Annotated in this window: 15 protein-coding genes and 2 pseudogenes; 10 read left to right on the plus strand and 7 right to left on the minus strand. The window is 65.1% G+C overall.

The features are described 5' to 3' along the window. Positions 1–4: 4 nt before the first annotated feature. The 5 genes from MAA8898_RS20435 (at position 5) to MAA8898_RS20455 (ending at position 4,976) form a co-directional block, all read left to right on the plus strand. Positions 5–772 (plus strand): F0F1 ATP synthase subunit B family protein, encoded by a 768-nt coding sequence (locus MAA8898_RS20435; protein WP_094022882.1) that lies wholly within the window; start codon positions 5–7, stop codon positions 770–772. A gap of 10 nt (positions 773–782) precedes the next feature. After that, positions 783–2,291 (plus strand): F0F1 ATP synthase subunit alpha, encoded by a 1,509-nt coding sequence (locus MAA8898_RS20440; RefSeq protein ID WP_245853509.1) that lies wholly within the window; start codon positions 783–785, stop codon positions 2,289–2,291. Next, positions 2,272–3,177 (plus strand): F0F1 ATP synthase subunit gamma, encoded by a 906-nt coding sequence (locus MAA8898_RS20445; RefSeq protein WP_245853511.1) that lies wholly within the window; start codon positions 2,272–2,274, stop codon positions 3,175–3,177. The genes MAA8898_RS20440 and MAA8898_RS20445 overlap by 20 nt, the downstream gene beginning before the upstream one ends. Before the next feature lie 122 nt (positions 3,178–3,299). Then, positions 3,300–4,424: a baeRF11 domain-containing protein gene (locus MAA8898_RS20450; protein ID WP_094022885.1), complete on the plus strand. Its 1,125-nt coding sequence runs from the start codon at positions 3,300–3,302 to the stop codon at positions 4,422–4,424. A 141-nt stretch (positions 4,425–4,565) separates the two neighbouring features. After that, positions 4,566–4,976, plus strand: a complete 411-nt coding sequence (locus MAA8898_RS20455) for a CBS domain-containing protein (RefSeq protein WP_094022886.1) — start codon at positions 4,566–4,568, stop codon at positions 4,974–4,976. Positions 4,977–4,978: 2 nt separating this feature from the next. Here the strand turns inward: MAA8898_RS20455 and MAA8898_RS20460 are convergent, their stop codons facing one another. Beyond that, a complete protein-coding gene (locus MAA8898_RS20460) occupies positions 4,979–5,716 on the minus strand; it encodes a Crp/Fnr family transcriptional regulator (protein ID WP_094022887.1) in 738 nt (245 codons plus the stop codon). A 495-nt stretch (positions 5,717–6,211) separates the two neighbouring features. Here MAA8898_RS20460 and MAA8898_RS20465 point away from each other — a divergent pair, with 495 nt between their 5' ends. Both MAA8898_RS20465 and MAA8898_RS20470 read left to right on the plus strand, forming a co-directional pair. After that, entirely contained in the window at positions 6,212–7,516 is a 1,305-nt protein-coding gene (locus MAA8898_RS20465) for an NAD(P)/FAD-dependent oxidoreductase (protein WP_217900523.1), read from the plus strand. 13 nt (positions 7,517–7,529) lie between these two features. Continuing rightward, positions 7,530–7,883 carry a DUF5368 domain-containing protein gene (locus MAA8898_RS20470; protein WP_094022889.1) on the plus strand — a complete coding sequence of 118 codons (354 nt, stop codon included), beginning with the start codon at positions 7,530–7,532 and terminating at the stop codon, positions 7,881–7,883. Between the two features lie 43 nt (positions 7,884–7,926). Here the strand turns inward: MAA8898_RS20470 and MAA8898_RS20475 are convergent, their stop codons facing one another. Genes MAA8898_RS20475 through MAA8898_RS20490 form a run of 4 tightly spaced genes read right to left on the minus strand, consistent with a single transcriptional unit; the run spans position 7,927 to position 13,508 of the window. After that, on the minus strand, positions 7,927–9,051 hold the full coding sequence (locus tag MAA8898_RS20475; RefSeq protein ID WP_094022890.1) for an ABC transporter permease: 1,125 nt from the start codon (positions 9,049–9,051) through the stop codon (positions 7,927–7,929). 3 nt (positions 9,052–9,054) lie between these two features. Further along, positions 9,055–11,829: a ribosome-associated ATPase/putative transporter RbbA gene (gene rbbA, locus MAA8898_RS20480; protein WP_094022891.1), complete on the minus strand. Its 2,775-nt coding sequence runs from the start codon at positions 11,827–11,829 to the stop codon at positions 9,055–9,057. Continuing rightward, positions 11,826–12,860, minus strand: a complete 1,035-nt coding sequence (locus tag MAA8898_RS20485) for an HlyD family secretion protein (RefSeq protein WP_094022892.1) — start codon at positions 12,858–12,860, stop codon at positions 11,826–11,828. Before MAA8898_RS20485 ends, rbbA begins: the two co-directional genes overlap by 4 nt. 24 nt (positions 12,861–12,884) lie before the next feature. Next, positions 12,885–13,508 (minus strand): TetR/AcrR family transcriptional regulator, encoded by a 624-nt coding sequence (locus MAA8898_RS20490; protein ID WP_094022893.1) that lies wholly within the window; start codon positions 13,506–13,508, stop codon positions 12,885–12,887. A gap of 167 nt (positions 13,509–13,675) precedes the next feature. Here MAA8898_RS20490 and MAA8898_RS20495 point away from each other — a divergent pair, with 167 nt between their 5' ends. From MAA8898_RS20495 to MAA8898_RS26860, 3 genes and pseudogenes are all read left to right on the plus strand, one after another. Next, on the plus strand, positions 13,676–15,604 hold the full coding sequence (locus tag MAA8898_RS20495; protein ID WP_245853515.1) for a PHA/PHB synthase family protein: 1,929 nt from the start codon (positions 13,676–13,678) through the stop codon (positions 15,602–15,604). Between the two features lie 43 nt (positions 15,605–15,647). After that, the gene (locus tag MAA8898_RS20500; RefSeq protein WP_094022895.1) at positions 15,648–16,055 is read left to right on the plus strand and encodes a hypothetical protein; all 408 of its coding nucleotides are present in this window, start codon (positions 15,648–15,650) and stop codon (positions 16,053–16,055) included. A 246-nt stretch (positions 16,056–16,301) separates the two neighbouring features. Next, positions 16,302–16,457: pseudogene (locus tag MAA8898_RS26860) on the plus strand (IS110 family transposase); the annotation flags it as partial. 44 nt (positions 16,458–16,501) lie between these two features. On the opposite strand, the pseudogene MAA8898_RS20505 reads toward MAA8898_RS26860, so the two are convergent. Further along, positions 16,502–17,166: pseudogene (locus tag MAA8898_RS20505) on the minus strand (ATPase, T2SS/T4P/T4SS family); the annotation flags it as partial. A gap of 664 nt (positions 17,167–17,830) precedes the next feature. Further along, complete coding sequence (locus tag MAA8898_RS20510; RefSeq protein WP_094022896.1) at positions 17,831–18,970, minus strand: N-acetylneuraminate epimerase; 1,140 nt, start codon at positions 18,968–18,970, stop codon at positions 17,831–17,833. Between the last annotated feature and the right edge of the window lie 34 nt (positions 18,971–19,004).

Below are 19,004 nucleotides of genomic sequence, written 5' to 3' on the forward strand. Positions count from 1 at the left end.
CGCGATGTCGATAGACTGGATCACGGTCGGGGCGCAGATCGCCAACTTCCTGGTGCTGATCTGGCTGCTCAAGCGGTTTCTCTATCGCCCCATCCTTGACGGGATCGACACGCGCGAGGCCGAGATTGCCGCGCGCATGGGCGAGTCCGCAGCCGTTCGCCAGCGCGCAGAGGCCAGGGAGGCCGAATACAAGGCTCAGATCGCGAACCTGTCCGCCAGCAGGGCCGAGTTGCTGGAAAAGGCCCGGCACGATGCGCAAGCCGAGCGGGATGCAATTCTGGCGCAGGCGCGGCACCGCTTGGCAAGCGAGCAGTCCGAACGCGAGGACCTGCGCGCCGAAGAAGCCCGCCAATATACCGCCGATCTGCATCGCAGCGGCGCAAGGGCGTTGCTGGCACTGACGCGCAAGGCCTTGTCGGACCTGGCGGATGAGACACTGGAACAACGGATTGCCCTGCACGCAGCGGTGCGCCTGAAGGGCATGGTGGACGATCTGCGCGATGCCGCCGGTGACAGCCGCGAGGCGGTCGCGCTGACCCGCGATCCACTGCCCGAGGAGGTGAAGGCGCGCCTGCGCGAGGAACTTGCCACGATCCTTCCGGGCTTCAGCTTGCGGTTCGACACCGATCCGGCCCTGTCGCCCGGTCTCAATCTGCGGCTGGGCGGTGCGCAGGTCGGCTGGACAACGGACAGTTATCTGGATGGCCTGGATGCCGTGCTGGAAGATCGGTCCGGGGAGCTCTTGCGCAAGGGTCTGACCGATGCGGCCTGATCTGGAACCGATGCAAACGACGCGTGATCTGCTGCAGGCGCTGCTGGACAGCCCGCCGCCCGCGCCCGAGATCGGCGAGGTCGGTCGTGTCGCCGAAGTGGGCGATGGGATCGCCATCGTGACCGGTCTGGCCCGCGCGCTGGCGGACGAGATGCTGGACTTTGCCTCGGGGGTGCGGGGGATCGTCTTTGACCTCGAACCCGGGCGTCTGGGCGTCGTTCTGCTTGGTCCCTCCGAGAATGTCACGATGGGCGAGGACGTGCGCCGGACCAAGCGGGTGGTCAGTGTGCCGGTCGGGCCGGCATTGCTGGGCCGGGTTGTCGATGCCCTGGGTCGCCCCCGCGATGGTGGCGGGCCGGTGGATGCGGCCATCCACGCGCCGGTTGAGGCCGAGGCCCCCGATATCCTGCACCGACGCGCCGTGGCGCGGCCGCTTGCGACCGGGCTGAAGGCGGTGGATGCGGCCGTGCCCGTGGGGCTGGGCCAGCGCGAACTGATCATCGGCGACCGGCAGACCGGCAAGACCTCGATCGCGGTCGATACCATCCTGAACCAGAAGAGGACCGGTGTGATCTGCATCTATTGCGCCATCGGCCAGCGCGGCGATGCGGTGGCCAAGGTGATCGGCGCGATCCGCGACGGCGGCATGATGGCACAATCGGTCATCATCGCGGCGGGCGACGAGGATGCGCCGGGGCTGGCCTATATCGCGCCCTATGCGTCAATGTCGATGGCCGAGAGCTTTGCCGCCACGGGCAGGGATGTGCTGGTGGTCATGGACGATCTGACCCATCACGCCCATGCCTACCGCGAATTGTCGCTGCTGTTGCGCCGCCCGCCGGGACGCGAGGCATTTCCGGGCGATATCTTCTATGTCCATGCCCGCCTCCTGGAACGTGCCGGGCAATTCGCCGAAGGGGCAGGCTCGATCACCGCCCTGCCCGTTGTCGAAACCCAGGCCGAGAACCTGTCGGCCTATATCCCGACGAACCTGATTTCGATCACCGACGGGCAGATCTACCTGTCGCCCCGTCTGGTGCGCACCAACCAGTTTCCCGCCGTCGATCTGGGCGTGTCGGTCAGCCGTGTCGGCGGCAAGGCGCAGGCCCGCGCATTCCGCGAGGTCGCCGGAAACCTGCGTGTGACCCTGTCACAATTCGAGGAACTGGAGGAGTTCGCCCGTTTCGGCACCCGGCTGGATGACGCCACGCGCGCGCGGCTGGCGCGCGGGGCCGCCGTGCGTGCGGCCCTGCGCCAGGCCGAGCGGGATCCGATGTCGGCCAATGAGCAACTGGCGGTGCTGGTGGCCGCGATGGAAGGCATGCTGGACGGTATGGACGAAGGCCGGACCCGGGCCGCAATCCATGCCATCCGGACCGCAATTCGGGCGGATGACGGGGGTTTGGCAAGGACGATCGCGGAAAACGACAGGCTGACCGACGCGGCGCGCGGTCGGATCCTGGACACGGCACGGGCGGCCATATCGGCGCAGGCAGGGGATGATGGCCCAGACGCTTGAACGCCTCACCCACAGGACAAAGACGATGCAGAGCATTCGCGGCATCGTCAGCACGATGAAAACCATGTCGGCGATCAATGCGCTGCCCTATGAACAGGCGGCGCAGGCGATCGAGGCCTATCAGGACACCGTGATGGCGGGGTTTCATGCCTTCGTGCGCTGCCACGGACCACTGCCGGAAGATGCCGATCCCGCAGCCGCGGCGATTGCCATTGTCTTCGGCTCCGACCACGGGCTTTGCGGCAACTACAACGAGATCGTTGCAACGGAAGCCATGCGGATCAAGCACCTTGCCCCCTCCACGGGGGTGATCTGCGTTGGCGCCCAGATGGAGGATGCCCTGGTCGGGCTGGGCATCGTGCCGAAGACCACATTGCTGACGCCTGCCACGGCGGATGGGCTGGGGCGGCTGTCCGGCCGCCTGATAACCCTGCTCGACAAGTTGCGCCTGTCCGGCGCGTCGGGCGCGATCGGCGTTTCGCTGGTTCACATGCAGCGCGGCGCGCACGGTGAACAGCACCCGGTGTCTCTGCGTCTGTTGCCGCTGGACCCCGGGATGACCAGACAGCTGGCGCAAAGACCCTGGGACTCGCGCAGCCTGCCGCAATTCCGGATGCCTCCGGACCGGCTTCTGGCTTCGCTGATCCGCAGCTATCTCTTTGCCAGATTGTTCCGTTCGGCAGCAGAGGCCATGGTGACCGAAAACGCGGCCCGACTGGCGCGGATGCAGCAGGCCGAACAGTCCATTGACGGCCAGATCGAAACGCTGGCCGCCGAGATGCGTTTGGCCCGCCAGAGCGAGATCACCACAGAGCTTCTGGATGTCATCATCGGGTTCGAGGCATTGAAGGGGCGAGAAAAGCGGTCGCGTGACAGGCAGCCCTGAACGCGGATTCTCGAGGCGTTTAACCCCGATCAATCCACCCCCGCCGACGATAGCCTATCTTTGGATTCGTTCCGCCCGGTTGAGCATAGCCCGCTCAAGCCCCATAATCTGAAAGAAAAAACATGCTCTATGTTGACCTGCCGACAGCGCGCGAAATCGGTGAACTTGATCTGGTGCGTTCGGATGCCTGCGTCTCGATCTACCTCGCGACGACGCCGCTGACCCAGGAAACCGGCAAAAGCCGCACAACCCTGCGGCAACTGATCAAGACCGCCATCGACAGGCTGGAGGCCGCTGGCGTCGAAAAGCGCCGTATCTGGCCGTTGCAGGAACACTTCGACACCGTGCTGGAGGATGACGGATTCTGGGAGCATCAGGCCCACAGCCTGGCCATCCTTGCGACGCCGGAAAAGCTGCTGACCTATCGGCTGGCCAACAACCTGTCGGATATGGTCGCGGTATCGGACCGCTTCCATCTCAAGCCTCTGCTCAGGGCCATCACCTTTCCCAATGCGGCCCATGTTCTGGCGGTTTCGGAAAACGCGGTGCGGCTGATCGAGGTTTCCAGCGACTTGCCCGCAACCGAGATCAAGGTGCCGAACATGCCAAGGAGCGCCGCCAGCGCCGTCGGCAAGGCCTCGATCAATGACAGCGGCGCCGGTCGGCGCATTCAGGGAAAGGAAGGGCAGAAGGTTCGCCTGGGGCAGTATATCCGCAAGATCGATACGGCGCTGCGCCCTGTGCTGGCACATTCCGAGATCCCCTTGATCCTGGCCTCGACACTGCCGGTTGCCGGGCTGTTCCGCTCACTCAGCCGATTTGACCTGCTGGAGGACATGATCGAAACCGCGCCTGACAACATGACGGAAGCCGAACTGGCCAAGGCCGCCCGGCCTGTCCTGGATGCCCATTACGCCAGGCGGATGGCGGAGTTCCGTACCCATTATGACACGCGCGCAGGTCAGAGCAGAACCACCACCGATATCTCGGATGCCGCGCGGGCGGCAACGTTCGGGGGCATCGAGACGCTGCTCGTCGATATCGACGCGGTCATTCCGGGCTCGGTTGATGAAGCCAGCGGAGCAGTCAGTTTTGTTCCCAAGGAAGCCCCCGGCGCTGGCAGCTACGGGGTGGTCGACGAGATCGCGGGCCGGGCGCTGCGCACGGGCGCACGTGTTCTGGCCGTCCGCAAGCCGGATATTCCCGGCGAAACGCCGCTTGCGGCGATCCTGCGTCACCCGCTTTGAACAATCGCGGGCCCGGAGGGGCACGCCCGGCCCCTTCGACCCCTGGCGCGGCTGTCGGGTTTAACCCGCGATAATTCGGATAACGTTCTTGCGGGTTATCCTTTTCGAACAAGATGTTGTCTTCGTCTCGGAGATACAGGGATGCTGGTAAGCCGCATCATGCGCACCCCGGTCACGACCATCACGCCAGACACCTCGGTTCGGGCCGCGGCGGCGCTGATGGCCGAGCTTGACCTGGGTGTATTGCCGGTTTGCGTCCACGGTCGCCCGATCGGCATCCTGACTGACAGGGACATCGTGATCCGATGGGTCCCCAATGCGGTTGCCGACAGCAGTATCGGGCCGATCATGACACCCGGCATCGTGACCTGCTGTGCCGACCAGACAGTCGAGCAGGCGGCCTACCTCATGTCCGACAGGCGGCTCCGCCGGCTTGTCGTTGTGGACATCGCCGGCAAGATCGTGGGGATCGTCACATTGGGCGATATCGCCAATGATGCGAGCGAGGAGTTGGCAGGTCAGACCCTGGGTGAGATTGTCGAAGAACCGTAACGCTACTGGGCCTGCCGGAGAAGGATCTCGCGCTTGAAAACCTCCAGGTCAATTCCGGCGATCTCACACAACCTGTCGAGATCGTTGAGAACGATTTCGCCGTGGGCCGGATAGGATATGACACCGTCCCGCTCGAACCGCCGCATCGTCCGGCAGACATGGACGTTGCTCAGCCCGGTGAATTCACCGATCTTTTGCTGTGTCATCGGAAACAGGAATCGGGCATCCTTGACCAGTCCGACAACATCAAGCCGGACGTAGAATTCCAGCAGGGCATAGGCGACGCGATTTGCTGCGGCCCCCTTGCCCATTCGCAGCAGGATTTCGGAGGTGCGGGCCTGCGTCCTGACAATCTCTGCGGCCATCATTTCGCGCAGCCTTGCCATGTCCGGGGATGGGCCATTCGCATGCGAGGGTCGAATGATAATGTATCGCGCATCGCTCAGAGCTTCGACCGAGCAGGCGGATACAGGTGCGCCAGCCGCCCCGATCAAGGCGAAATCCCCCGGCAGCATAACATCTATGATCTGGGTTTCGCCACCAGGCAGCATCTTTGAAAAACCGATCCAGCCTTCGAGCAGAAGCATGGAATGGTCTGCGAAATCTTCCTCGCGGACGATGGTTTTTCCCTTGTTGGCGGTTTCGACGGTTGCCTGCGGCTGAATACGCAAGAACAGATCGACAAGTGCCGGCTGGCTTCGGCCAACGGGAAGCGCAATGACATTGCTCAGAAGTTGCATCGAAGTCGCTCTTCCCGATCAGGCCCTGAGGCACAAAAAAACTGCGCGACATCGAAGCGCCTGGTGCGGAGGTGGGGTTGATCACGAGTCCGTGCAAGGCGGCCGCGGCGTTTTGCCTCTGGGGGCATCGTCCAAGGGTGCCACACCATCGAAAGCGGCGTGGCGGCGGCCGAGCCCCAGGCTCTTCGACGCAGATGCGGGCGTTGTTGCCGACCCCGGACACCTGCCGCAACTATCGTGGCGCAATGCCGCAAGGTGGCGGTTTGGCCTCGGATTAACCGGGATCAATGAATTCCATTTCCTGAGCGTGTAAACGAAAAAAAAGGAGGGTGCTGATCCCATCTGCATCGAAGCGCATGCAGGGTCGCGGCTGTCCGGATCGCTGCTGGGCAGCACGGCCGAGAAGCTGCCCGTTGATCCGCCCTGCGATGTGCCTGTCACGCCACCATGAGTTTTTTTCCCGACCAGCGACGTTCAATGAAAAGGAGCGACACCATGTTCCACCGCAGACAATTCCTCTCGCTCGCTGTCCTTGGCGGCGCGGGTGCCTTGGCGGTCTCGCCAACTTCCGCAGCTGGGCCGGCGCCGGTCTCGACCAATGCCAGGATCGTCATCGTCGGGGCCGGTGCGGCCGGTGCGGCGCTGTCCAACCGGCTGGTGCGCAGGTTCGACGGGGCGACGATCACGATTGTCGACCCGAGCCAGGCCCATATCTATCAGCCCGGACTGTCCCTGGTCGCGTCCGGCCTGAAACCGGCCAACTATGTCGTGTCCCGGACAGCCGAATGGCTTCCCGACGGGGTGACGCTGGTTCCCGAGGCCGTCGCCGCCGTCGACCCGGAAAACAGGACCGTCTCGACCTCGGGCGGGCAAACCCTGGCCTACGACTTCCTTGTTCTGGCGCCGGGCCTGGTTCTCGACCACGGCGCAATCGAGGGCTTTTCGCTCGACATGGTGGGCCAGAACGGAATCGGCGCGCTCTATGCCGGGCCGGAATATGCCGCAAAGACCTGGGCCGCGGCGGATGAATTCACCCAGACCGGCGGGCGCGGCATCTTTACCCGCCCCGCGACCGAAATGAAGTGCGCCGGCGCGCCGCTGAAACATGCCTTCCTGATCGACGATATCGCGCGGCGGGCGGGCAATGCGGGCAAGGTCGACATGGTCTATGCGGCCCATAACGACACCCTGTTCGGCGTTCCCATCGTTTCCGAAAAGGTGCGGATGCTGTTTCAGGATCGCGGCATCGCACCCGTCTATCATCATGTGCTGAAGGCGGTCGACGCGGGGCGCAAGGTTGCAACCTTCACCACGCCCGACGGCGATCAGGAAATGGACTTCGATTATCTGCATGTCATTCCGCCGCAGCGCGCGCCCGATTTCATCCGCCAGTCCGGGCTGAGCTGGGGCGACAAATGGACCGATCAGGGCTGGGTCGAGGTGGACAGGCACAGCCTGCGCCACCTGCGCTATCCTGAAATCTTCGCGCTGGGCGACGTGGCGGGTGTGCCCAAGGGCAAGACCGCGGCCAGCGTCAAGTTCCAGGTTCCGGTTGTCGAAGACCACCTTGTCGCGGCGGTTGAGGGTCGCGACGGCGATGCCGCCTACAACGGCTATACCTCCTGCCCGCTGATCACCCGGATCGGGAGGGCGATGCTGGTCGAGTTTGACTACAACAACAACCTGACCCCGTCCTTTCCGGGGATCATTGCGCCGCTCGAAGAGCTGTGGATCACCTGGCTGATGAAGGAAATCGCGCTGAAGGCGACCTACAACGCCATGCTGCGCGGCCGTGCCTGAGGAGGCTGAAACAATGAACGACATGACATTCGGAACCATTGTCGCGGTGCTGGAAGAGATTTTCGGCCGCGGGCTTTTCTGGACGATGGTGGTGGCGGCCGCGCTGGTCACCCTCGCCTATCTCTATGTCCTGATCCGCGACCGGTCGGTGAACTGGCGCAAGTTCCTGCTGGCCCAGCTGTCGATGCCTTTGGGCGCGATCGGCGCGGTGATCTTTGTGCTGGCCGTGACCGATTCAGGGCTTGGCGATATCGGCGGGCCCATCGACGTGATCATGTTGCTGGCCATCGCCGCCGCAGGCGCCATCGGGATCGCGATCCTGGTCTATACCGCGCAATCGCTGATCCGGGGCAAGCAATCCCGTTGACGCGCACGCAAATGGCGCCGATCGGTTCAGGTCATCGTGGCTGTCAGCCGGACAGGCTCATAGACCGGCGGAACAGGGCCAAGCTGGCCAGGAAAAAGGCCAGGCCCAATCCCGCCATCAGCGACAGTTCGAACCAGACCGCACTGACGCCTGCGCCGCGAAACACCACCGCCTTGGCGAAGGCCAGGAAATGCCGCGACGGCAGCACGGTGGTCAGGCGCTGCACGATGTCGGGTTGGCTTTCGATGGCCCCCATGCCGCCCGACAGCATGATGATGGGGATGATCACCATGATGACCAGCAGCGCAAACTGCGCCATGCTGCGCGCCATCGTGCCGAGGAACATGCCGATGGCCGCCGCCGCTGCCAGGTAGACCGCCGTTCCGGCCAGAAGCAGCGGCACCGATCCCGCCACCGGCACCTGCAACACCCCTTGCACGATGAAGATCAGCGACAGGGTAAAGGCGGCCAGAACGACGACGACATTGGCCAGGACCTTGGACAGCGCGATTTCAAACGGCGTGAGCGGCATCACCATCAGATGCTCGATGGTGCCCTGTTCACGCTCGCGCAGCATCGCCGCACCGGTCAGGGCGATGGTCAGCAGGGAGAGCTGGTTGAGCAGCGACGACATCGCCTTGAACCAGACCGGGTTGCCGTTCGGGTTGAAGGCGCGGCGCAATTCCAGCCGCAGCGCGGGCTCGGACGCGTCAGGGCTGCCCGAGAGAAACGCGCGGGTCTCTGAGGTGAGGATATTGGCGATGTAGTCGGTGCCAAGCTGCGCCTGGCTGACCGCGGTGGCGTCCACGTCAAGCTGGGCGGCGGGCATGAGACCGGCGATCACGTCGGCCTCGAACCCGGGCGGAAAGCTGAGGATGAACATGATTCGGCCGGCATCCATTTCCGCGGTCATCCGCTCGGGCGATATCATCACCGGCGGCTGAAACCAGGGCGGGCCAAGCGCGTCGGTCAGTTGCCGGGTCAGCGCCGAGGCGTCCTCGTCAAGAATGGCTATCGCGGCGTTATGGACGGTGTCGCCGGCGCCGTTGGCCTCCAGCATGACGGCGACGACAAAGGACCACAGGATCAGGATCACCATCACCGGATCGCCCAGCACGCTTTTCAGCTCTTTGCCCGCCAGCCAGTAGATGTTGGTCAGCCGCCGCATTGCCTAACGCTCCTGCTTGCGCAGGGCCAGCACCGCCAGCAGGGTCAGGACCGGCCCGAAGGCCGCCAGTCGCAGCAGGTGGCCCGACAGTTCGGACAGGCCCAGCCCCTTGGTGAAGGTGCCGACACTCAGCCCCATGTACCAGGTGGTGGGCCAGAAGGTGCCCATGATCCGCGCGCCGCCTTCCAGCGACGAGACCGGCGTGATCATGCCCGAGAATTGCAGCGTCGGCATCACCGACAGGATCGCCGCGGCAAAGACCGCCGTCACCTGGGTTTTCGTCAGCATCGAGACGACAAGCCCGTAGCCCGTCGCCGCCACCGCATAGAGCAGCGCGCCCAGCACCAGCACCAAAGGATCGCCCTTCAGCGGCACATCCAGCACCGTCACCACCAGCGCCGTCAGGATCGCAAAGTTCAACAGCGTGATGACGATATAGACCAGCTGCTTGCCGATCAGGAATTCGGCGCGGCTGGTGGGGGTGACATAGAAATTTGTGATCGTGCCGATCTCCTTCTCGCGGGCCACGCTGACCGCCATCAGGATCGCCGGGAACAGCAAGAGCAGCAAGGGCGGGATCGACGGGCCGATCGCCGGCAGGCTTTCCATCGCCGGGTTGTAGTGAAAGCGCGGGATTAGCTGCGCGGGCGGGGCCGCATCGGGCGCGCGCGGTGTCGCCAGATCGGCCAGCGCCAGCGCCGATTGCGCGCCCGTCGACAGGACATGCGCATGGGCGCCCTCGACATAGCTTTCCACCGTGCCCGCGCGGTTCGTGTCAGAGCCGTCAATCAGCCCGGCGATCTCGGCGGTTTCACCACGACGCACGGATTTGCCGAACCCCGGCGGTATTTGCAGCGCCAGGGCCAGTTCGCCGCTCGCCATCCGGTGTTCCAGTTCCTCGGCGCCGGAAATCGGCGGCGCCTGCCGGAACCAGGCCGAATCCTCGAACCCCGACAGATAGGCGCGGCTTTCGGGGCTGCGGTCGAGATCAAAGGCCGCGAAGGGGATGTTGCGGACCTCTTGCGAGATGCCGAACGACATGATCAGCAGCAAAAGCGCAGAGCCGACAAAGGAAAACACCAACCGCACCGGATCGCGGCGCACCTGCATCGCCTCGCGCGAGGTGAAGGCCAGAAGCCGTTGCAGGCTGAAGCGCGGCGCGGCGGTATCCGCCTCTGGCGCGTCAGCGCCGGTCAGCAGGCCCTCTTGCATCGGTGCCTCTGGCGGCGAGGCATCGGTCATATAGGCAACAAAGGCGTCTTCGAGCGTCTCGACCCCGCGCGCCGCGATCAGCGCCTCGGGCGCATCCGACACAAGAACCTTGCCCGCATGCATCAGCGAAATCCGGTCGCAGCGCATGCCCTCGTCCATGAAATGGGTCGAGATGAAGATCGTCACCCCGTCGCGCCGCGCCAGTTCCAGCAGCATGACCCAGAACGCATCGCGCGCCTGCGGATCGACGCCCGAGGTCGGCTCGTCGAGGATCAGGATGTCCGGCCCGTGGATCACCGCGACCGCCAGCGACAGGCGCTGGCGCACCCCCAGCGGCAGCGAGGCCGCGCCCTGTTCCAGATAGGGGTCAAGGCCAAAGCGCGGCACAAGTTCGGCCATGCGTTGGGCCGTCAGCTGTCGGCCCAGGTGAAACAGCCGCGCATGCAGCAGCAGGTTTTCCCGCACCGTCAACTCGCCGTACAGCGAGAAGGATTGCGACATGAACCCGACCCGCCGCCGCGTGTCCAGGTTCTGCGCATCGACCGGCTTGCCCAGGATCCAGGCCTCGCCCTCGGTCGCGGGCAGAAGCCCGGTCAGCATCTTCATGGTCGTGGTCTTGCCGCAGCCGTTCGAGCCCAGAAAGCCGAAAATCTCGCCGCGCGCGATCTCGAAGCTGACGGCATCGACGGCGGTGAAATCGCCGAACCGCTTGGTCAAGTTCTCAGCGCGAATGGCCGGCGGTCCCGGTTCCATATCGGCCCCGGCCGCTGGTACGGCGGGCGCCGGTGTATCGGCGCTGTCGCCGCCCAGCAGCGCCACATAGGCGGCCTCGACCGTGACCATGCCGGTCCGCGCCATCAGATCGGCGGGGCTGCCGGTCGCCAGCACGCGCCCACCCTCTATCGCCACCAGGTGACCGAACCGCGCCGCCTCCTGCATGTAGGCGGTGGAGACCAGCACGCTCATCCCCGGCCGATCGGCGCGGATCGCATCTATCAGGTCCCAGAACTGGCGCCGCGACAGCGGATCGACCCCGGTTGTCGGCTCGTCCAGCAACAGGAAATCCGGGTCATGGATCAGCGCCGCGCAGAGCCCCAGCTTCTGTTTCATCCCGCCCGAGAGCTTGCCTGCCGGGCGGTCCATGAACGGCGCAAGCCCGGTGGCGCGGGTCAGCCGGGCGATGCGTGCGTCGCGCTCCGCCCGGTCGAGCCCGAACAGCTTGCCGAAGAAATCCAGGTTCTCCTGCAGGCTGAGATCGTGGTAGAGATTGCGCCCCAGCCCCTGCGGCATGAAGGCGATCCGCCGCCCCGCGTTGGCCCGGTGGCGCGCAGAGGCCATGTCGCCGCCAAGCGTTTCGACCTGCCCCGACTGCAGCTTCTTGGCCCCGGCGATCAGCGCCATCAGCGTCGACTTGCCCACGCCGTCCGGACCGATCAGCCCGACCATCCGCCCGGCGGGCAGGTCCAGCGTGACATCGTTCAGCGCCAGAACCTTGCCATAGCGGTGGCTGACCCGGTCCAGCCGCGCCACCGGCGGCAATTCGGCATTGCCCGGGCTGCGGTTCATTGCGAGGCGGTGCCGTCAGGCGGCGCGGGCAGGACCTTGGCGAGCGGCGGCGTCAGGCCCTCGGGCCAGTCGGGCACGCTGCCGTCCGGTCCCGCCAGTCGCACCCAGGCCACGCCGCGCACGCCGGTCTTGACCTGTGCGAGCCGCGCCGCGATCAATTCGGACGGGATACGCACCCGGATGCGGAACATCAGGCTTTCGCGCTCTTCTAGGGTCTCGACCTGTTTGGGCGTGAACTGCGCCTGCGGCGCGACAAAGCTGACCACGGCAGGCACCGCCACATCGGGCATGATGTCGACCACGATCCGCGCCTCATCCCCCAACCTGACCCTCGGCGCGGCGCTGGCGGGCAGAAAGAACTCCATATAGACCTCGTCGAGGCTGACCAGGGTCAGCACCTTGCCGCCGCTTCCCAGAACCTCTCCGGGCTGCGCCAGCCGGTAGAGGACACGCCCCGCGGCAAGCGCATGAAGCGCGCTGTCGGCAATCCGCGCCTCGATCTCGCGGAGGGCGGCATTCTCGGCGTCCACCGCGCGCTGCTGCGCAACGACACCTGCGCGCGCGGCGGAAAGGCCGGCCTCGGCCAGTTGCGCCTCGGTGCGTTTAATGTCCAGCTCTTCACCCGAGACGATACCGCGCGCGCTCAGCGTTTCGGCGCGGGCCAGTTCGCTCTGCGACAGAGCCAGTTTCGCCTCGGCCTGGGTCACGCTCGCCTCGGCGACCGTCACCGCCGCTTCCGCGCTCGCCACGGCGGCCTGCGCCCGCATCCGCTGTGCCTGCAATTCGCTCGTGTCCATCACCGCCAGAAGGTCGCCGGGCTGCACCAGGTCGCCCTCGCGCACCGCAATTTCGGCAACACGTCCGGTCAGGCGGGTTGAGACGTCGATGAGGTCCGCCTCGATCCGTCCATTGCCACGGGCGAACCCTTCGGGCGGCAGGTCGCCGGGTGCCAGAAGCACCTTCCAGGCGGCATAGCCCAGAAACGCGGCAAGCACCGCCAGCACAAGGAAGATGGACAGTTTACGTGACATGGCGAGCGAACTCCTTCTGCGGCGCTAGCCGTCAACCCCGGCCGATGCGATGCCGCGCCGGTAGATGGCGAACACGCTCGGGGCGGCGGCAACCATTGGCCTCATGTCGCCGATGATCAGCGACTGCCCGACCAGCCCCTGAATTGTCCCGATGAACAGGGTGGCGGCGGCCTCGCTGTCCAATTCCGGATGCACTTCGCCCTGCGCCTTTCCGGTCTCGATGAGGTGACGCACCCGTGCCGCGTACTGTTGCATCATCTGGCCAGCAAGCCGCTTGGCCGGAGATGCCCTTCCCCCCTGCAGTTCGCTGTACAGCATCCGGGGCGCGCCGGGATGCTCGGACACAAAGGCAACATGGGCAAGAAACATGGCCTGCAGCGCCGCCAGCGGCGAAGCGATCCCTTCGGCGGCCTTGTCGACCCGCGCCATGAGGTGTTCGGCCACCCATTGCATCACTGCCAGCCAGATGGCCTCCTTGTTGGGGAAATGACGGAACACCGCGCCTTGCGTCAGGTTCATGTGCCGGGCAATGGCAGCGGTCGTGATCTCGGCGGGGTTCATGGTGGCGGCAAGCTCTACCACCGCCGCGACCGTGACGTCACGCCGTTCCCGGGCAGGAAGGTTTCGGGATCGGACACTCTCGGTCATGCAGGGCGACCGGCATTTCCATCGAACATGGTTGTCCTCCGTTTCTGGCCGATAGGTGGGCCTTTGCGTCGGGACATACACTGCCTTGTAAAAAGATAGTAAGCAATTACTATCTTGGTGTCGAGACAGGTCAGTTCGATGCGCGGCGAATTCAGGAGGCCCGAGTGATGGACAGGACAAGCAAGGATCCGGTGGTAGCGCTGCACATGGGGCGTGGCGGAAATGCGTCTGGAAAGGCGGCGACCCGTCGCGGGGCAGGCCAGACGCCGCCCCCGGCGAACGACACTTCCGGTCAAGGGATGAAAGCGCCAGCATCGCCCAGGGCCGAGCCGATCGCACCGGCGTCACAAGCCGAGCCCTGCCCCGATGCCGCATCGACCGTCTATGATACGCTTGATCACGCCATGCATGCGTCCATTGCCCGCTATTCACATGGGCTTTCACCGGCAGCCCTGATGGGGGCGTGGTTCGATTGGGCCATGCATATCGCCGCCGCACCGGGCAAACGCCTGCAACTTGCCGAGAAGGCCGCCGACAAGGCACGGCGGCATGCCCGCTTCGTGGCCCATTGCGCCGGTTCTGCCGAGAAACAATCGCCCTGCATCGAGCCATTGCCGCAGGATGACCGGTTCCGCGGGGACGCCTGGCAGGCCATGCCGTTCAACGTGATCTATCAGGGTTTCTTGCTGCAGCAGCAATGGTGGCACAATGCGGTGACCGGCGTTCCGGGCGTCACGGCCGAACACGAGCGGCAATTGCAATTCCTGACGCGGCAGTTGCTTGACACGGTTTCGCCGTCGAACTTCCTGCCGACCAACCCCGAGGTACTGCAGAAGACCCGCGACGAGGCCGGCATGAACCTGGTTCGGGGGGCGCAGAACTTCCTCCAAGACTTGCAGGCAACGGCAAACAATGCGCCGCCTGCGGACACGGCGGATTTCCAGCCGGGCCGGAACGTCGCGGTGACTCCGGGCAAGGTCGTCTATCGCAACCGGTTGATTGAACTGATCCAGTATGCTCCGCTCACGAAAACCGTGCGCCCGGAGCCGATCCTGATCGTCCCGGCCTGGATCATGAAATACTACATCCTCGATCTGTCGCCGCAGAACTCGCTGGTGAAATACCTCGTGGGACAGGGATACACGGTCTTCATGATCTCGTGGAAAAACCCCGGCGCCGGGGACCGCGACCTGACGATGGAGGATTACCGCCAACTGGGCGTGATGGCTGCGCTCGACGCGATCAAGACGATCGTCCCGGACCGCAAGATCCATGCTGCGGGCTATTGTCTGGGCGGCACCCTGCTGGCCATCGCCGCGGCCGAAATTGCCCGGGGCGTGGATGAGCCGTTCGCATCGCTGTCGCTCTTGGCCAGCCAGGTGGATTTCACCGAGCCTGGCGAGATGCAGCTTTTCATCAACGAAAGCCAGCTTTCGTTCCTGGACAGCGTCATGTGGAAGCAAGGCTTTCTCGACACCACCCAGATGGCCGGCGCCTTCCAGATGCTGCGATCGAACGACCTGATCTGGTCCCGCGCGATCCGGAACTACCTGATGGGCGAACGGCGGCCGATGAACGACCTGATGGCCTGGAACGCGGACGGAACACGGATGCCCCATGCCATGCATTCGGAATACCTGCGCAAGCTTTACCTCGATAACGATCTGGCCGAAGGCCGTTTCGACATCGACGGTCGCCCTGTCGCCTTGTCCGACATCCGTGCCCCGATTTTCGCTGTCGGCACGATGAAGGACCACGTCGCACCCTGGCCTTCCGTCTTCAAGATACAGGCGCTGACCGACACCGACGTGACCTTTGCGTTGACCAGCGGCGGGCACAATGCGGGCATCGTCAGCGAGCCCGGCCGCCCGCGCCGGTTCTACCGGGTCCGCACGAAGGCCGCGGCCGATCGCCATGTCGATCCGCAAACCTGGGTGGCAGAGACCGAGGCCAAGGATGGATCGTGGTGGGAGGCATGGCTGGCATGGCTGGACGCGCGGTCGGGCGCGTCAGCCGCCCCGCCCGACACCGGCAATCCGCAGGGCGGTTATCCGGTCCTCGGCGACGCTCCGGGAACCTACGTGTTTCAGAAATGAGGCCCCTCACCAGCGGGGCGATGCACAGCAAGGGACCAAACGAATGATCGCCAATCGAAATACCAGCCTGACGATCGCCGCGCTCGTGGCGCTTGTGTTCGGGGCGCTGACAATTGTCTCGGGCGGACGCGCCCTGTTCGGTGGGCCCGAGGCGGCGGCCGCGGTGGGCAATGCCGTGCCGTTCGTGCTGTGGTTCAATTTTCTTGCCGGGTTTGCCTATGTCGTGGCCGGGATCGGGCTGTTCTTGGGGCATCGTCCGGCAGTCTGGCTTTCGATCGCCATCATGGCGAGCACGATTGTGGTGTCGCTCGCCTTCGGCGTCCATGTCCTGCAAGGCGGCGCCTATGAAACGCGCACGGTCGGTGCGATGATCCTGCGGGTCCTGGTGTGGGCCGGGATATCGGCGGTGGCTGTGCGGAACCTTGGCCCAGGCCGACCCTCCGCAGGCTGAGAGGCGCCGGGGAAAACCGTGCAGTGGCTGGCGGCTCTCGCAAAGCGTCCGGTCGTCTGACGGCCGCATCGTCGAGTCCTGGCGGTTCGGCCGGGGTCCAACGGAGCGTTTCCCGACCCTGGCAAGGATACCCCGCCTGGCACCTTGGCCGAAAGAGATGCCTTGGCGCGGTCGGTTACCTTCCCGATTTCCTCGCGCGTTCTGTCATCCTGACCAATTTTTTCGCAGGTTCTCGCCGTCTCGACCCGCGATCCGCTCTCGCGCGCCTTCTACGACCGCAAACGAGGGCAAGGATATCACCACACCCAGGCCCTCATCGTCCTCGCCCGCCTGCGGGTCACGGTGCTCCGGACCATGTTCCAGCGCCGTGAAACCTTTGACAAAGGCACAACGGCGGCTTGATACGTGCCTGACTCTGCGGCGACCGCGCGACGCTCTGCGCCCCCGGCCGTGTCCGCGTTCTGCCTGGCCCGTCCCGGCAGGAAGACCTCGGTGATGCCGCGGGCACCGTTGCGCCGGCCGGCCTGGTTGATCACGTCGATGGAACCCTCGACATAATCGACCAAGTCAGCATAGGTCATGGGCACATCGGTCTTCAGGATGGCGATGGCCAGCCGGCGGAAGGCGCGTTGCGGGGGCTCGGCATGCCGCGTCGTCAGCCACCGGCGGTGGCAGGGGTTGATCGTTTCGAGGAAGGTCATGGCCTCATGCCCGCGGACTTCGCCCGGCACGATGCGGTCGGGCCGCATGCGCAGCGTGGAATCCAGTGGCACATCGGCGCTGCGGGCCTCGCTGTCGCGGTCGGCGATCAGCGTCACGGTGTTCGACTGCTCGGGGCGCAGGTCGGCCGGCTCCTCGATCGTGATGATCCGCTCCTCGGGCGGGATCAGCGACAGGATCTTGCGCGCCGCGACCGTCCTGCCGGTAGAGGTGCCGCCCGAGATATTCATGTTGAACGTGTTCTAGACGCAGAAGCCCCGCAATATGGAAAACCCGTCTTCCACAGCCGGGGCTGCATCACCTGTCCCCGGATTGAGCGGTCGCGATAGAGGGTCGAGACCGAGACGATGGGCTTCTTGGGACTGAGCCCGGTCGACGCGGCCGAAGAGATGATTGCCGAGGCTCGTTGGACTGGCCCTGAAAATGGGGAGAGCACCAACCGAGGAACCGGGAGGTGCCCCATGGGAACCGGAAACAGGCCGACGCCGGAGGTTCGCCGTGACGCAGTTCGGCTGGCGCGGACGAACGGCGGGACGCGGTGGGAGATTGTCCATCAAGGGTTTGGCCATCGGAGGACTTCCTCGGTTCATGCTGGCTCAACAACCCGCCCCTACCGAGAAACCCGATGGCCACCGAAAGCCACACCACGTCACGGGACACCATCAACAGACAGCGCGCGGCCGTTCGGCCGCGCAGGAGAACCGTTTCATGGAAATCCATCCCGAGAGAATTGGCAGGGGCGCGACATCCCGCCGTGAACGTCGCAGATCGTCGGGGCCTGTACGATCTGCGGGATGGACAGAGCCGTTCAGAAAGAGTCCGGACCTGACCGGACTCTCTGCCAGAGATTTCTGCCGTGCCCTGCCTCAGGGGCGGGCACGGATATCAGCCCGCCGATGACATCGCTGGTCTGGCCCGGCGTCAGCCGACGTCCGGCGTGGCAGGGGCCACATTGAAGCGCCGCGCCCCCCGCTTGCGACATGGATCGACGGTCTCGAAACGGTCGGCCTCCTGAACGGAGCCTACCCCGGAACGCTCGGCAAGGAAGCTGCCGTTCAGTCCTGGCGGCTCAGGGTGGTGCCATCCCAACCCAGCAGAAAGACCTCGGACCGCGCGGTGCCGGTCGCGTCTTCGCCGCCGATCAGCAGCACGCCCTCGTCCAGTGTGACCGACCCGCCATAGGCCAGGCCCTCGGACAGGGTGCCGACCTGCTGCCAACCGTCGGGCGACAGGACATGGACCTCGGACGCCCAATGCTTGGTCAGACCCTCGTGGGCGAACCAGTGTCCGGCCTCGGCACGGGCGCGGGCGCCCTGGAAATTGGCGCCTCCGGCGACCAGCACCTGGCCGTTGGCCAGACCGGCATAGGCGCCCGCGACACCCTCGGCCCCGGGCAGCGGCGCAAGCGGTTGCCAATCGGCGCCATCCGCGTCGAAGGTAAGCGACTTGACCTCGGTCGTCCGCAAGCCCGGTTTCACCTCGCCGTTGATGACGTCAAAGCTGCCGGGCGCGGTTTCCACCACCGCCGAACCCGTGTTGGGCAGATAGGGGTTGGCACCCAGATCGCCCCAGATGTTGGCGACCGGGTCATAGACCAGCACCATCTTGTTCCACTGGTACGCTTCGGGCTTGCGACCCATGAAGTCCTGCACCACCTTTGCCCACTGGTCAGGGCTCTTTTCCTTGTCGATCGCGGTTATCTCGGCCAGGTAGCTGTCGAACTGGTCCTTGTTGTAACCGCCGATGACGGCAATGCGGCCATCCGGCATGGTCATCGCGCTGGCGCCCAGCAATCCGGCGGGCGTCGCGGTGTCCAGTTCCTGCCAGCTGTCCGCCGCCGCGTCGTAACGCCAGACGGTGTCGAACACGATTGGCGCGGCGGCATCGGCGCTGGCCTTGCCCGAACCGCCGAACACGTAGATGGCACCATTGGAAACCGCCACGGCCGGCTGTGAGGGCACCGCACCGGTGAACGGGCTGAGCTTTTTCCAGCCGGCGCCGCGATCGTCGAGATCCAGCGCGAAGATGTCGGCGCCGGCGGTGCCGAGCCCGACGATCACGCGGTTGTCGACCCGGGTGGCGATGCCGTTCTTGATCCCGACGGGCAGATCGGGCCAGCCTTCGGCCAACGCCATTCCGGACGTCATCATCGTCACCATTGCCGCAGCTCCGATCAATTGTGTCTTGAGGGTCATGGTTGGTTTTCCCGAGGTAGTGAAAGGGGTGTGT

Source organism: Antarctobacter aquimaris, assembly GCF_900184945.1.
Classification (GTDB): domain Bacteria; phylum Pseudomonadota; class Alphaproteobacteria; order Rhodobacterales; family Rhodobacteraceae; genus Maliponia; species Maliponia aquimaris.

What these genes read in the sequence shown, in the direction of transcription:
- MAA8898_RS20435 (WP_094022882.1), top strand. Translation starts at nt 5, where the DNA reads ATGTCGATAGACTGGATCACGGTCGGGGCGCAGATCGCCAACTTCCTG.
- MAA8898_RS20440 (WP_245853509.1), top strand. Translation starts at nt 783, where the DNA reads ATGCAAACGACGCGTGATCTGCTGCAGGCGCTGCTGGACAGCCCGCCG.
- MAA8898_RS20445 (WP_245853511.1), top strand. Translation starts at nt 2,272, where the DNA reads ATGATGGCCCAGACGCTTGAACGCCTCACCCACAGGACAAAGACGATG.
- MAA8898_RS20450 (WP_094022885.1), top strand. Translation starts at nt 3,300, where the DNA reads ATGCTCTATGTTGACCTGCCGACAGCGCGCGAAATCGGTGAACTTGAT.
- MAA8898_RS20455 (WP_094022886.1), top strand. Translation starts at nt 4,566, where the DNA reads ATGCTGGTAAGCCGCATCATGCGCACCCCGGTCACGACCATCACGCCA.
- MAA8898_RS20460 (WP_094022887.1), bottom strand. Translation starts at nt 5,716, where the DNA reads ATGCAACTTCTGAGCAATGTCATTGCGCTTCCCGTTGGCCGAAGCCAG.
- MAA8898_RS20465 (WP_217900523.1), top strand. Translation starts at nt 6,212, where the DNA reads ATGTTCCACCGCAGACAATTCCTCTCGCTCGCTGTCCTTGGCGGCGCG.
- MAA8898_RS20470 (WP_094022889.1), top strand. Translation starts at nt 7,530, where the DNA reads ATGAACGACATGACATTCGGAACCATTGTCGCGGTGCTGGAAGAGATT.
- MAA8898_RS20475 (WP_094022890.1), bottom strand. Translation starts at nt 9,051, where the DNA reads ATGCGGCGGCTGACCAACATCTACTGGCTGGCGGGCAAAGAGCTGAAA.
- rbbA (WP_094022891.1), bottom strand. Translation starts at nt 11,829, where the DNA reads ATGAACCGCAGCCCGGGCAATGCCGAATTGCCGCCGGTGGCGCGGCTG.
- MAA8898_RS20485 (WP_094022892.1), bottom strand. Translation starts at nt 12,860, where the DNA reads ATGTCACGTAAACTGTCCATCTTCCTTGTGCTGGCGGTGCTTGCCGCG.
- MAA8898_RS20490 (WP_094022893.1), bottom strand. Translation starts at nt 13,508, where the DNA reads ATGACCGAGAGTGTCCGATCCCGAAACCTTCCTGCCCGGGAACGGCGT.
- MAA8898_RS20495 (WP_245853515.1), top strand. Translation starts at nt 13,676, where the DNA reads ATGGACAGGACAAGCAAGGATCCGGTGGTAGCGCTGCACATGGGGCGT.
- MAA8898_RS20500 (WP_094022895.1), top strand. Translation starts at nt 15,648, where the DNA reads ATGATCGCCAATCGAAATACCAGCCTGACGATCGCCGCGCTCGTGGCG.
- MAA8898_RS20510 (WP_094022896.1), bottom strand. Translation starts at nt 18,970, where the DNA reads ATGACCCTCAAGACACAATTGATCGGAGCTGCGGCAATGGTGACGATG.